The organism is Paenibacillus sp. GQ49, assembly GCF_059759055.1.
In genome coordinates, this window is record NZ_JCAXEL010000004.1 from 326,630 (window position 1) to 339,534 (window position 12,905).

The 12,905-nt window shown below is 48.0% G+C and carries 13 protein-coding genes; 6 read left to right on the forward strand and 7 right to left on the reverse strand.

Annotated features, from left to right (window positions below; genetic code table 11):
• Nucleotides 1-15 precede the first annotated feature (15 nt).
• From AC6CIF_RS10810 to queF, 5 genes are all read left to right on the forward strand, one after another.
• Nucleotides 16-720, forward strand: a complete 705-nt coding sequence (locus AC6CIF_RS10810; RefSeq protein WP_036668803.1) for an AIM24 family protein — start codon at nt 16-18, stop codon at nt 718-720.
• Nucleotides 721-1,106: 386 nt separating this feature from the next.
• Nucleotides 1,107-1,787, forward strand: a complete 681-nt coding sequence (queC, locus tag AC6CIF_RS10815; protein ID WP_076209865.1) for a 7-cyano-7-deazaguanine synthase QueC — start codon at nt 1,107-1,109, stop codon at nt 1,785-1,787.
• Nucleotides 1,784-2,275 carry a 6-carboxytetrahydropterin synthase QueD gene (gene queD / locus AC6CIF_RS10820; protein ID WP_036611465.1) on the forward strand — a complete coding sequence of 164 codons (492 nt, stop codon included), beginning with the start codon at nt 1,784-1,786 and terminating at the stop codon, nt 2,273-2,275. Before queC ends, queD begins: the two co-directional genes overlap by 4 nt.
• A complete protein-coding gene (gene queE, locus AC6CIF_RS10825) occupies nt 2,268-3,041 on the forward strand; it encodes a 7-carboxy-7-deazaguanine synthase QueE (RefSeq protein WP_498199578.1) in 774 nt (257 codons plus the stop codon). The genes queD and queE overlap by 8 nt, the downstream gene beginning before the upstream one ends.
• Nucleotides 3,042-3,189: 148 nt before the next feature.
• Nucleotides 3,190-3,681 (forward strand): preQ(1) synthase, encoded by a 492-nt coding sequence (queF, locus tag AC6CIF_RS10830; protein ID WP_498199580.1) that lies wholly within the window; start codon nt 3,190-3,192, stop codon nt 3,679-3,681.
• Between the two features lie 328 nt (nt 3,682-4,009).
• On the opposite strand, the gene AC6CIF_RS10835 is transcribed toward queF, so the two are convergent.
• On the reverse strand, nt 4,010-4,222 hold the full coding sequence (locus AC6CIF_RS10835) for a hypothetical protein (protein WP_498199582.1): 213 nt from the start codon (nt 4,220-4,222) through the stop codon (nt 4,010-4,012).
• Between the two features lie 253 nt (nt 4,223-4,475).
• Between AC6CIF_RS10835 and AC6CIF_RS10840 the strand changes: the two genes are divergently transcribed.
• Nucleotides 4,476-5,750 (forward strand): MFS transporter, encoded by a 1,275-nt coding sequence (locus tag AC6CIF_RS10840; RefSeq protein WP_347388278.1) that lies wholly within the window; start codon nt 4,476-4,478, stop codon nt 5,748-5,750.
• 127 nt (nt 5,751-5,877) lie between these two features.
• Here AC6CIF_RS10840 and AC6CIF_RS10845 read toward each other — a convergent pair whose 3' ends face one another.
• From AC6CIF_RS10845 to AC6CIF_RS10870, 6 genes are all read right to left on the reverse strand, one after another.
• Nucleotides 5,878-6,366: a YbaK/EbsC family protein gene (locus AC6CIF_RS10845; protein WP_498199584.1), complete on the reverse strand. Its 489-nt coding sequence runs from the start codon at nt 6,364-6,366 to the stop codon at nt 5,878-5,880.
• Nucleotides 6,367-6,613: 247 nt separating this feature from the next.
• Nucleotides 6,614-7,459, reverse strand: a complete 846-nt coding sequence (locus AC6CIF_RS10850; protein ID WP_498199586.1) for an EcsC family protein — start codon at nt 7,457-7,459, stop codon at nt 6,614-6,616.
• Between the two features lie 195 nt (nt 7,460-7,654).
• The gene (locus AC6CIF_RS10855; protein ID WP_498199587.1) at nt 7,655-8,635 is read right to left on the reverse strand and encodes a glycoside hydrolase family 43 protein; all 981 of its coding nucleotides are present in this window, start codon (nt 8,633-8,635) and stop codon (nt 7,655-7,657) included.
• Between the two features lie 913 nt (nt 8,636-9,548).
• A complete protein-coding gene (locus AC6CIF_RS10860; RefSeq protein WP_498199698.1) occupies nt 9,549-10,970 on the reverse strand; it encodes an arabinan endo-1,5-alpha-L-arabinosidase in 1,422 nt (473 codons plus the stop codon).
• 56 nt (nt 10,971-11,026) lie between these two features.
• Complete coding sequence (locus tag AC6CIF_RS10865) at nt 11,027-11,869, reverse strand: carbohydrate ABC transporter permease (RefSeq protein WP_036611483.1); 843 nt, start codon at nt 11,867-11,869, stop codon at nt 11,027-11,029.
• Nucleotides 11,870-11,895: 26 nt separating this feature from the next.
• Nucleotides 11,896-12,786: a carbohydrate ABC transporter permease gene (locus AC6CIF_RS10870; protein ID WP_036611613.1), complete on the reverse strand. Its 891-nt coding sequence runs from the start codon at nt 12,784-12,786 to the stop codon at nt 11,896-11,898.
• Between the last annotated feature and the right edge of the window lie 119 nt (nt 12,787-12,905).

Here is a 12,905-nt window from a genome sequence, read left to right on the forward strand (position 1 = left end):
AACAGGAGCAACTGCATGAACATACACCTGAACAATGCTGAAGCAGGCGGAGCTGGACAAGTCGTCACATTTTCACTGATTAAAGATGACCGCCTTCATATTTTGCATCCGCAGCAAATTGTGGCCTTCCGCGGTCCAAGTGGGAGCCGCAATGACAAATTCATGAATATCACGGGCATATATCGCAAAAAAAAGCTGATTAAATCCGAAATTACCGGACCTTGCCAATTTGTAGCTGCCCTGCCTCCCGGATTCACGATGAAGGAAGTGGAGCTCACGGAGGACAGTGATCTGCTCTATGACTTCCGCCACCTGTTCTTCTACTCTGATGGTGTAACCATGCATACCAAAATCCAGAAAATCAAAAACATGCTGATCACCCGTGATGCAGTGAAAATGAAATTTTCCGGCAAAGGCAAAATCGGATTGCTCACTCAAGGTCAGGTCTGCCAACAGGAACTTCATCCAACAGCGCCGCTCTATGTGGATGCTGGTAGTATTATTGCCTATCCCGAAAATGCACATCTGGAACTCACCGTATATGGTAACAACCTTGCCAGTCAGCATATGAATTATCATTGGAAGATGACAGGACATGGATCTGTACTCTTTCAGGCTGGACGTGAGAATCACCGCTTGGAACAGGATCTTAACGATGAGGGACTGTTCAAACGAATTCTGAAAGAAGTGATCCCTTTCGGCAATGTATTGATCAAATAAACTGATCAAATAAGCTTTTAGTTGATGGAGCCGACCGATGAGCTGCCACTATGCTCCAGTGGGGTGGTCACCACACCGTTTCATGTTATAATGGTTTAGACAATTGAAGAAGAAAATCCATGCCTACGGCATGGGAGAGGTTCGCGAACTCCCTCTATAAGACTTGACTATCTGATGGTCAGTATAAGTCTTGCGTACACATTGCGGTCACCATGCAATTATGTACGTAAAAAACTAAGGACACTTACTCTTACCTGCTTTTTTGAAGCGGTTATCGAGAAGGTGTGTTTTTTGATGGATGCCAGTTCATGAACTTCTCTGTTCTTCCGACACTCTATGCCTATGTGCATGGTTTGATCTCAAGAAGATAGAGAGGTTTTTTTATGTTGAACGAAGAAAAAGCAGTCGTTGTATTCAGCGGCGGTCAGGATAGTACCACGTGTCTGTTCTGGGCCAAACAACAGTTTGCCGAAGTCGAGGTTGTTACGTTCGATTATGGTCAGCGCCACAAGCTGGAGATAGAATGTGCAGCCGAGATCGCTCGTGATCTCGGTGTACAGCAAACGGTACTCGATATGAGCCTGTTAAATCAGCTTGCCCCCAATGCGCTCACTCGCACGGATGTCGAGATTACGCATGAAGAAGGAGAACTGCCAAGTACATTTGTAGATGGACGGAATCTGCTGTTCCTCAGTTTTGCGGCCATTATGGCAAAGCAAAAAGGAGCACGTCACCTGGTTACAGGTGTATGCGAGACGGATTTCAGCGGATACCCGGATTGCCGGGATTCATTTGTAAAGTCGATGAATGTGACGCTTAACCTGTCGATGGACTACCCATTTGTCATTCATACCCCACTCATGTGGCTGGACAAAGCCCAAACGTGGAAGATGGCCGATGACCTCGGTGCTTTTGATTATGTCCGTGAGCGTACTCTGACCTGTTATAACGGCGTGATCGGCGATGGATGCGGAGATTGCCCTGCTTGCAAACTGCGCAAAGCCGGATTGGATCGTTATGTACAGCAACGTACTGCTGCTGAATCGGCGGGAGTGGATGTACGATGAGAGAGCCGGGAACATTCCGTATTGTAGAGCATCTGCAACGCATCGGAGAAGATATTCTGCCCACCCAGCTGCGCTATCACCGCAAACGTGTGCTTGTAAGCAAAGAATTCACCTTTGACGCAGCACATCACCTGCATTGTTATGAAGGCAAGTGCAAGAACCTGCACGGTCATACGTATAAAGTTATTTTTGGTATCAGCGGTTATCCGGGTGAAACCGGGCTGACAGTTGATTTTGGACATATCAAAGATATATGGAAAACTCAAATTGAGGGATATCTGGATCATCAGTACCTCAACGAGACACTTCCTTTAATGAACACAACGGCTGAAAATATGGTCGTTTGGCTGTTCGAACAGATGGAACATGCGCTCCAGACGGAACCCTATGCCGGGCTGACCGATGGTGGGCGGACAGAGTTTGTCCGACTCTTCGAGACACCCACCAGTTACGCGGAAGCGAGACGGGAGTGGATGATCGATGAGTAGTGTGACACACCAGGTGAATGAGACGGGATCTCGCAAAGAGGCTCGTATTCCCGTGATGGAGATTTTTGGTCCGACGGTTCAAGGCGAAGGCATGGTCATCGGGCAAAAAACGATGTTTGTTCGCACCGCGGGCTGCGATTATCGCTGCTCCTGGTGCGACTCGGCCTTTACCTGGGACGGTAGTGGCAAGGACCAGATTCGAATGATTACGCCAGAGGATGTATGGGAAGAATTGCGCCGCGTTGGCGGCACCCGTTTCTCCCATGTCACCATCTCTGGCGGTAATCCCGCCCTGCTCGCTTCGCTGGGCGGGTTGGTTGCCCTGCTGCGGGAGAACGGCATCCGCACCGCGGTGGAGACGCAGGGCTCCCGCTGGCAGCCTTGGCTGGTGGACATTGACGAAGTCACCGTCTCGCCCAAGCCACCCAGCTCCGGCATGGACACCGATTGGGCCGTGCTGGATGAACTGATCGGACGGCTGGCCGCTGGCCCGGTAGAACGAAGTCACAGTCTGAAGATCGTGATCTTTGATGAGACAGACTTGGACTATGCCCGCCGTGTACATGCACGGTATCCGGGCACGGATTTATTTTTACAAACCGGGAACCCGGATGTGACTTCCGCCGATACGCCAGATCTGGCGTCCTCGCTGCTTGCTCGTTATGAGTGGCTGATCGACCAAGTCAGTGCCTCCGATGACCTGAATGATGTTCGTGTGCTTCCACAGCTTCATACGCTGGTATGGGGCAACAAACGCGGCGTTTGATGGGCAGTATGGGTGGAATGGGCGGCATGATGTAAGGATGAGGACGAAATGTCCTCAGACAAAAAAGAGAATTATACAGGCAAAATTGCCTATTCATATATACCGCGAGGCTTCGGCTTTGACGGAAACAAGGAGCGTTTAATAACCGATGAGACAACCTGATGAGATGCAAGATGTGACGTTGCTGGGCAACCAGAACGTAAAATATACGTTTGAATACGATCCGGACATCCTGGAGAACTTTGATAACAAACATCCGTACCGCGATTATTTTGTAAAATTCAACTGCCCGGAGTTCACCAGCCTGTGCCCGATTACGGGTCAGCCGGACTTTGCAACGATCTATATCAGTTACATTCCTGATATCAAAATGGTGGAGAGCAAATCGCTCAAGCTGTACCTGTTCAGCTTCCGTAACCATGGTGATTTCCACGAAGATTGTGTGAATATCATCATGAACGACCTGATCAAGCTGATGGACCCCCGCTACATCGAAATATGGGGCAAATTCACACCGCGTGGCGGCATTTCCATTGACCCGTATACGAACTACGGTAAGCCGGGAACGAAATACGAGCAGATGGCTGACCACCGCATGATGAATCATGATATGTATCCGGAGACGATTGATAATCGTTAAATCTTTAGGTTCATCCATTCTGTATACAATAGAGTCATAGAATGCCAAAAGCCGAACTTCTTAAGCTATATAAGCTGAATTAATCATTTACACGATAACGGAGAGGACAGAAAAAACCTGAAAAAGCGAAGCGTTCGCCTTTATCCCCGGATTTTTCCCTTTAGGAAAGGGAATGGAAAAAATCTAGGGATAACAGCGATTGGAAGGTTGTTCTGTCATCGTAGTGCCAGTGTAAATAATCTTTAGTTCAACTTATATAACAGAGTTCGGCTTTTTAGTATAAACCTTTAGAACCTCAGTCTCTCGATACAATGGGATCGCAGTGCATTCAAGTAGATTGATCTTCCTTTAGTGCTTTGACTTTTTTGTCGTAATGTCTCAACATCAGCACACCAATTGATTGAAAAATGATAAATATGACGATGGCAGCAGCTAGAGATTTTGGTGCAACATAGACAGCCTGAAACGTTATTACAGCCATATACAAAATAGTCATCACCAACTCACGTTTGGCGGATTCATAAGGTGATAAGGATTTCATATCCATCCCTCCTCTATCCTTCTTACACATAAATATGGGTCTTCTTACAGTAGATGCTAAAGTAATACGTTTATTTTGTAAATGTAATGCTATTAATAAACACCTCAGAAATAGGGTTGAATTCATCAACGTTTTCCCTTGTTCCCCTTGTCGGTCCAATCAATCTATCCTATTATGTAACAATATGCTTACACGCATATATTACAACATCAGGCGCTGATCCCTCGTGACCGCGACCAAAGGAGAATTGTACATGTCTACTCAATCCACTTTAACCAAGGACGCCACAGCGCGTTCGAAAGCCCCACCCGGATCGGATGCCCAAAGCACCGTTTACCGGATACTCATTGCCATCAGTTTGGTTCATCTTTTCAATGATTCGATCCAGTCGGTTATTCCAGCCATTTTTCCGATTCTGAAAGATTCCATGCATCTCACGTATACTCAGATCGGATGGATCTCATTTGCTATTAACTTTACCGCATCCATCATGCAGCCTGTCGTAGGCTGGTTTGCTGATAAAAAACCGACACCATCCATCCTGCCCATTGGCATGGGTTTTACATTTACCGGCATGTTGCTGTTGGCTTTCGCTGACAGTTATATGGCTGTCCTGATTTCCGTTATCTTTGTCGGTCTGGGTTCCGCTGCTTTCCATCCGGAAGGTTCACGGGTATCCCATATGGCTGCTGGTCAACGCCGTGGACTGGCACAGTCCATCTTCCAAGTTGGTGGTAACGCCGGGCAATCCCTTGCCCCATTGCTTACACGCTGGATCTTTATCCCGTTTGGACTGTTCGGTGCCATTGGATTTACAGGTATTGCCGCCATGGGGATTGCAGTTCAAATCTACATAGCCCGCTGGTATGGACGTATGCTGCAATCGGGAGGATATCTGCGTAGACAGGCTGCTGCACGTCGTGCACCCAATCCTGCTTTGCGCAAAAAGATTACTGCCGCCATTACGATATTAATCTTACTTGTCTTTGTTCGTTCCTGGTATATCGCTTCCATCGGCAGCTTCTATGCGTTTAATCTGAAAGATACTTTTGGATTGTCCACAGAAGACGCGCAGATCTATATCTTCTTGTTCCTGGCTGCTGGAGCACTTGGTACGTTCTTCGGAGGCCCCTTGGCGGACCGATTCGGCAAACGTAACCTGATCTTCCTGTCCATGGCTGGAGCTGCTCCACTGGCTCTGTTACTGCCCTATGCGAATCTGTTCTGGACAGGTGTACTGCTAACCATTATTGGTTTTATCATGTTATCCAGCTTCTCGGTTACGGTTGTATACGCACAAATGCTGATTCCAGGCAAAATCGGAACGGTTTCCGGTCTAATTACTGGTCTGGCATTTGGTATGGGAGGCCTGGGCGCACTCGTGCTGGGCAACTGGATTGACGTCTTCGGCGTATCACCGGTAATGCAGATGTGCAGCTTCCTGCCACTGCTCGGGATTTTCACATTCCTGCTTCCATCCGATAAATTACTGAATATCTGGGCGAAAGAAAATGGTAGTGAAGAGTAACCTACATCTGCAGTCTAAATAAAATGTTTGAATCGCAAGAAAAAGGTTCCTGCCATCTCTGTATATACAGAACGGCAGGAACCTTTTTTTGTTATATATGTTTTTCTCGTATTTAGCATCAAACGTATTATTCAACGTCACACATGACAACGTTGCTGCCATGAGCTGTAATCAGTTCCTTCACATCTTCAAATTCAAGAAATACCGTCGCCGTATTTTCCATGGGATGAATTCCAATTTTCTGACCAACTAGATCCTTGTCAAAAACTACGGTCACGTTTTTCTGTATATTATTGAGCACTCCCATTGGATTTACATGGCCCTTTTCCAATCCGAGTAACTCCAACAAATCCTTTTCACTAGCAAAACTTAATTTGCGGCTAGGTATCTTTTCGCTTAAACTTCTCAAATCAACGGACTTCGTTCCAGCAATCGTCACCAGATAATAGTTGCGCTTCTTGTCATCACGCAGAAACAGATTTTTAACGATACGTTCTGTATGTGGAATCTGATAAGAGAATATTTCCTCCATCGTGTATACTGCGGGATGTTCAATACTTTCGTAAACGATATTATTGCGATCTAAAAGATCATAGAACCCCTGTTTGTTTAACATATCAAATTCAACTCTTTCAATATAAATATTCTACTCTATATAAATTGAACTAAAGAATATTTACACTGCACACTCCGATGACAGAACAACCTTCCGATCGCTGTTACCCCCAGATTTTTTTGATTCCTTTTATAAAGGGGAAATCCGGGGATAAAGGCGAACGCTCCGCTTCTTCAGGTCCTTCCTGTCCTCTCCGTTTTGTGTAAATGTTTAGTTCAATTTATATAGTATTACTTCTTCTGTAAGATTACTTCAAACGCTGAAGGATCAGCCGTTTTTTGTACAACATTTTACCTGCTTCGGCTACATCTCGAATTGTATTTTTGTTGCTCACCGAACCAAACACCATCCCTGCAATCGGCACAAGTTGGAACAGCTTCTTCCAGCCAAAAGATTCACTATAGGAGTTAAACACTTCCCGCCACCCCTGCATCTGCGATACTACTTCAATCGGCTTGTCGGGATCATCATAAGCGGCCAGTTCTTCAATGATCGCTTTCTTGCCTACAATATCGGCCGAAGAGAATTGCAGACATTTGACAATAAAAATACGCTCCAACGGTTCATCCGGATCATAACCGTAACATAGAGCCATCTCTTGCAGTACCTTCAAGGAAAGCCCCATCACCATCGGAATATCTGCTGCAATGGTTACAATGCCACCAAAACCTGTAGCTGCTCCCTGAGCCGCGGCAAACTTGGTTCGACTCTCGGTGATGTTATCAGCCACCTGGTCCAGCACCTGAAGTGGCAGATTCTCTACACTATGAATCTTCGCTGTCCCCTCCGCTTCAGCATCCTGCTCCAGACGATAGGTCGTGTCCATCATGGAATAACCGGACCTCCCGGCTTCCTCTTGCAACAGCTTGGCTACTTTTTTCTTCTGTACGAGGAACTTGCCCCCATTCTGCACATACTGACCCACGTCGTTCAGGGAATCTCCGATCTTCTGTTTCAGCGCTTTAGGCATCACTTTATCCAACATCGCAAAGGGCAAACGCCCGATTTTGTCCCAAATAAACAAGTCTTTCTGTTGTTTTTCCCACTTCAAAATCTGTTCAAGTTCCTTGTCCAACGTCTCGCGTGAATCCATATGTGATCCTCCTAATAAGTTCTGCATCGTAATCTGTATCTTTCTCATACGCAGAAAACATCGTTGTGGTTGCTTTGTTTTGTGTCCAGGACTCATATGTTCAGGCCGCTCTATCTTATCGTTCACATACAGAAGAGCCCTTAATCAGCATCACTCGCTAACTAAGGACTCTCGTATTTAAGGTTTCATTACCTCTTATTTTGCTTCAGCTACTGCGCTGCCATCTGGAACAGGAACACCGAAATCAGGTGTGCCATCTTTACGCCAATGAATCACTTGAGCACGGGCGTGACGGTTCGGATCATACAAGGGATCACCCTCGATGTCTTTGTAATTACGCGCATGATAAATCAGAATATCGGTCTTGCCATCCGGCGACACCGTAAAGCTATTATGACCCGGGCCGTATTGGCCGTTCGCTTCACAAGTCTGGAATACCGGCTCGGGTGATTTCACCCAGCTGGCCGGATCAAGCAAATCGGCATTTTCATCTGCGGTGAGCAGACCCATGCAATAATTGTAATCGGTCGCGCTTGCCGAGTAGCCGATAAACAACCGCCCATTCCGATGCATCACGGCTGGGCCTTCATTCACCTTAAAGCCGATGATTTCCCAATCGTACTCAGGCGTAGAGATCATAACCTGTTCGCCGCGTAGCGTCCATGGGTTTTCCATTTCGGCAATGTACAGATTGGAGTTGCCCACAATATCAGGATCTTTCTGCGCCCAGACCAGATAGCGAATCCCCTTATGTTCAAAGGTTGTTGCATCCAGCGCGAATGATTCCCACCGTGTGTGTATCTGTCCCTTTTCTACCCACTCTCCTTCGAGTGGATTCGCGGAATCGTTCTCCAGGACATACATACGGTGATCGAACAGACCTTCGTTGGTCTCACTGGTGTGAGCCGCAGCGTAATGTATGTACCATTTTCCATCGATAAAATGAATCTCCGGTGCCCAGATGTTGGCACTCATCGGCCCTGTGTCACGCTTGGTCCAAGCCGTTACCGGCTCAGCATCTCTTAACTCTTCCAACGTCTCTGCTCGCCGGATTTCGATCCGGTCAAAGGCTGGTACGGAAGCGGAGAAATAATAGTAACCGTCTGTATGACGGTACACCCATGGATCAGCTCGCTGCTCCAGAATGGGATTAGTAAAGGTAATAGAATCAGTCATGGGAATGCTCCCCTTTCAAATGTTGTTTGGCTCGAAGTTGGGGAATGTAACCCAATTGCGAAAAAAGCGAAAACCTTTTTGGGTGGTGCACAGCGGACGTTCCGGGGTGGTAGGGCCTTGGTGCTCTCTTGTCCTCCGATTTCTTTTTTCACCGCTCCTGGCGGTTGAAATCGGATGCCAAACTCGCTCCTGCGGCTCCTTCCTCCCCCTCACTGCTTGTGCACCCTCGGAGCGGCAGCTCGCTCTTACCGCGCTCGCTGGGTTACAACCTCACTTCGAGCCTTTTTTGTTGGCTCGGTCTTATGGGGTTGACCTCTGTGCTTGGTCGACTCTCCCCATGTAATGCTGGGACTGGCCGCAGAGCTATTGGCTAGCTTTGTCATGCACAGCGGACGTTCGGGGGTGGTAGGGCCTTGGCGCTCTCTTGTCCTCCGATTTCTTTTTCCCACCGCTCCTGGCGGTTGAAATCGGATGCCAAACTCGTTCCTGCGGCTCCTTCCTCCCCCTCACTGCTTGTGCACCCTTGGAGCGGCAGCTCGCTCTCACCGCGCTCGCTGGGTTACAACCTCACTTCGAGCCTTTTTGTGGCTCGGTCTTAGGGGGTCGACCGCCTTGCTTGGTCGACTCTCCCTATATTTAGTGCATGATTGGCCTCAGACATAGGCCAGCACAGATGAATCTTGAGTGTCTATCTGTGTTAGCGCGCCTTAACATGCCAGCTTTGTCGCCATGCACAGCGGACGTTCGGAGGTGGTAGGGCCTTGGTGCTCTCTTGTCCTCCGATTTCTTTTCCCCACCGCTCTCTGCGGTTGAAATCGGATGCCAAACTCGCTCCTGCGGCTCCTTCCTCCCCCTCACTGCTTGTGCACCTTGGCGCAGCAGCTCGCTCTTACCGCACTCGCTGCTCGCCCCCTTACTCCTCAGCTGCGCTGATCTGCTTGCCCCAGACCGCCACGCCGTGGTCATTGAGGCCTGTTACCACCAGCGCGGGCTGGCTTCGCTCCCAGTCCCAAGACGGGAGCAGCTTCAGCTCTTCCGTGGAAGCTCCGCCCCATGGGCTTTCTTTCCACTTCAGTGTCAGTGTTTGTTTGTCATCAAATGTCCAGGTTCCTGAACCTTTTTCGCTTTTAATTTTACCCTTGCTTGTTAGGGTATAAGGCACGGCTTGAATCTGCCCGTCCACGGACGGATCAAGCGCCATACCTTCCCACTCCCCGGCAATCATGGATTTCGGAATATCCTGTGCAGTCTCACCTGCGTAACGCTCCGGTGAAACGACAGGCCAGCCGTCCTTGGTCCATAACATTTTGCGTACATGCAGATAGGGCCAGTTTTTATCCGTCTCACCCCGTGCATGATGCACGATGTAATAATCGTCTCCGTCCTTCAGAACGGAGTTATGTCCGGGCGCAACCCAGCCCTCACCTTCTGTGAAGCGGTAACCGCCGAGAATTTTGGTGCCGATCTCATATTGCGGCAGATGCTCCGTATCCAGCATGTTATTGCCGTTTATGTCCGTGTACGGTCCTGTGATTGAATCAGCACGCGCAACCCGCACGTTATAATCTTCGAACAAGGAATCATAGGAGACAAACAGATAATACTTTTCGAACTCCGGGTTATACACAATGTATGGACCTTCCACGGCGCCCTCTTCAGTTGCACGATCCCGAGCTGCAATGCGAGTACCATAACCCTCGTCCTTGAATTTCCCGGTGTCGGGGTCAAGTGGCGCAATATAGATGCCGTCAAAGAATGAACCATATACCATCCACGAATTGCCCTCGGCATCCACAATCGGATTGGCATCAATGGCATTTAATTTGTCCTGTTCATTCGCAGAGGTTTTCACAACCAGTCCTTCATCTGTCCATGGACCTTCTGGGGATGAGGATGTCTGAAGACCAATAGCCGACTGGGTACTGCCAAAAGAAGAAGCCGAATAATACATCCGATAGGTATCACCAGCCTGAATCACATCCGGTGCCCACAGATTGACCGCACCTGTCCAGTCCAGCGCTTCTTGCGGAATGCCCGGCAGAGCCTGACCTACCCAGTTCCAGTGGATCAGATCATCCGATTTGCGTACCATGACGCCGGGTTTCGCTTCTCCTGCTACACGAACGTCTGTAGAATAGACGTAGTATCCCTGGTCTGTTTTGATAATGGCCGGATCATGCGCATTGTTCACCGTCCAGCGTGATTCATCGTCCAAAATGGAAGTGTCATACAACTGAGTATCTTGAGGAGCTTCAGGGAAGAGCGGACGGGACACCGTTTCTCCTGCTCCTTCTCCGGAACAACCCGTAGCTCCAACAACTAACAATAACAACATGGAAGCAACCACTCCTTTTCCTGAATTCGACCACCGTCGGAATTTCTTCCGCTGGTTCATCCCTTCACTCCCGAAATGGCAACTGATTCAATAATCTGTTTCTGGAAGATCAGGAAGATGATTAATACCGGTAACAGAGCTACAATCGACGCCGCCATAATAAGCGGGTAATCGGTTTGAATCGCATACGTAGCATTGAAGTTCGCTATAACCAGCTGTAACGTCTGCTTCTCCGGTGAATTCAGATAGATAATCGGTGCCAGATAATCGTTCCAGATGCCCATGAACCAGAGAATCAGCTGTGCAGCAATCGCCGGTTTGATGAGCGGAAACGTAATACTGGAGTACAGCCGGAAGTAGGAACTTCCATCGATTTTGGCCGCCTCAATAATTGCATCAGGTACACTAAGCAGGTATTGGCGCAGGAAAAAGATCATGATTACGTTACCGAACAGGCCAGGAACAATCAGTGGTAACAGCGTATCCACCCAGCCCAGCTTGGCAAACATGATGAATTGCGGGATCATGACTGTTGGATAAGGAATCATCATGGATGCCAGCAACGCGAGAAACAGTTTGTTTTTGTGCGGGAATCTTAATTTGGCAAAAGCAAAGGCTGCGATACTGGACGTAAACGTACCCACCACCGTTACACTCACCGCAACGATGAGGCTGTTTTTGATCCCGCTGAGCAGCGGTCCTGCTTCCCAGATTTCTTTATACTTTCCAAATTGGAACACTTCAGGTATCCATACAGGCGGAAGCGCGAACACATCCTGCTTCTCCTTCAATGACGTGGACAACATCCAGATCAGTGGTGCAATCATCGCAATCGCCCCAATCGCGAGTACGATAAAGATGATCGAGTTTGTTAATTTCCTCTTTTGACTGTAAGACATCTCCGGTTCACTCCTTTCCTTGACAATCAATCCCCATCATAGGCTGATTTTTCGTTCATTTTGAATTGCACCAGGGTAATGACAAAAATGAAAATACCAAGAATCATGGCCATCGCTGAGGCATAACCCATCTGCAAGTTACTGAAGGCTTTCTGCCAGATGTAGAAAACGATCGATGCCGAAGAATATTCAGGACCACCCGTAGGTGTCATAATGTTCATCTCGGTGAAGATTTGGGAACCGCCAATGATATTTGTAACAATGAGGAAAAAGGTAACCGGCTTCACCATAGGCCAGGTGATATTGCGGAATATTTGGAACCCGTTCGCTCCATCCAGCTCAGCCGCTTCGTAGTATGTACGTGATACACTTTGCAGTGCCGCCAAGTACAATAACATTGTGTATCCAAGACCCTTCCACACCGTCATAATAATCAGAGCCGGTTTGACCGTGTCTTTGTTCGCGAGCCAGTTAGGCCCTTTAATCCCAAACAGATCAAGGAACTGGTTCACCAGACCGTAATCTCCGTTATACGCCCAGTTCCACATGATGGACACCGCAGCGAGGGAAGAAATAACTGGAATGTAATAGATCACACGGAATGTCGTGGTGCCGGGAATTTTACGATTCAGACCCATTGCCAGCAACAATGCGAGCAACAATCCAATCGGAATACCAAGCATCAGGAAGAATGTATTAAACATCGCTTTGTAGAAGAGGTCATCCGTAAGCAAATCCTTGAAGTTGGCCAAACCGATAAAGTTCATCTGTCCCAGTCCGTCCCAATCCGTAAAGGAACCATAAAGGGAGTAGAGGAACGGGAACATGACAAAGATCAGCAATCCAAGAATCGGAGGTAAAATAAACAGATATCCGTACAGCATCTCTTTGCGATACAAACTCGATTTCGTAATCACGACGTTCACCCCTGTTTCTAGTATCAGCATGTGGCATTCTTCGATTGAACCTTGTCGATCAACGAATGCCACATGCCCGTATGGAATCCAATAAGTTCCAATACGAATGATGCCAGCAG

Bases quoted from the DNA above. Each gene is read 5' to 3' on its own strand.
- AC6CIF_RS10855 (WP_498199587.1), bottom strand. From the start codon at position 8,635: ATGACTGATTCTATTACCTTTACTAATCCCATTCTGGAGCAGCGAGCT.
- queD (WP_036611465.1), top strand. From the start codon at position 1,784: ATGAGAGAGCCGGGAACATTCCGTATTGTAGAGCATCTGCAACGCATC.
- queE (WP_498199578.1), top strand. From the start codon at position 2,268: ATGAGTAGTGTGACACACCAGGTGAATGAGACGGGATCTCGCAAAGAG.
- AC6CIF_RS10845 (WP_498199584.1), bottom strand. From the start codon at position 6,366: ATGTTAAACAAACAGGGGTTCTATGATCTTTTAGATCGCAATAATATC.
- queF (WP_498199580.1), top strand. From the start codon at position 3,190: ATGAGACAACCTGATGAGATGCAAGATGTGACGTTGCTGGGCAACCAG.
- AC6CIF_RS10860 (WP_498199698.1), bottom strand. From the start codon at position 10,970: ATGTTGTTATTGTTAGTTGTTGGAGCTACGGGTTGTTCCGGAGAAGGA.
- AC6CIF_RS10850 (WP_498199586.1), bottom strand. From the start codon at position 7,459: ATGGATTCACGCGAGACGTTGGACAAGGAACTTGAACAGATTTTGAAG.
- AC6CIF_RS10810 (WP_036668803.1), top strand. From the start codon at position 16: ATGAACATACACCTGAACAATGCTGAAGCAGGCGGAGCTGGACAAGTC.
- AC6CIF_RS10865 (WP_036611483.1), bottom strand. From the start codon at position 11,869: ATGTCTTACAGTCAAAAGAGGAAATTAACAAACTCGATCATCTTTATC.
- AC6CIF_RS10835 (WP_498199582.1), bottom strand. From the start codon at position 4,222: ATGAAATCCTTATCACCTTATGAATCCGCCAAACGTGAGTTGGTGATG.
- AC6CIF_RS10840 (WP_347388278.1), top strand. From the start codon at position 4,476: ATGTCTACTCAATCCACTTTAACCAAGGACGCCACAGCGCGTTCGAAA.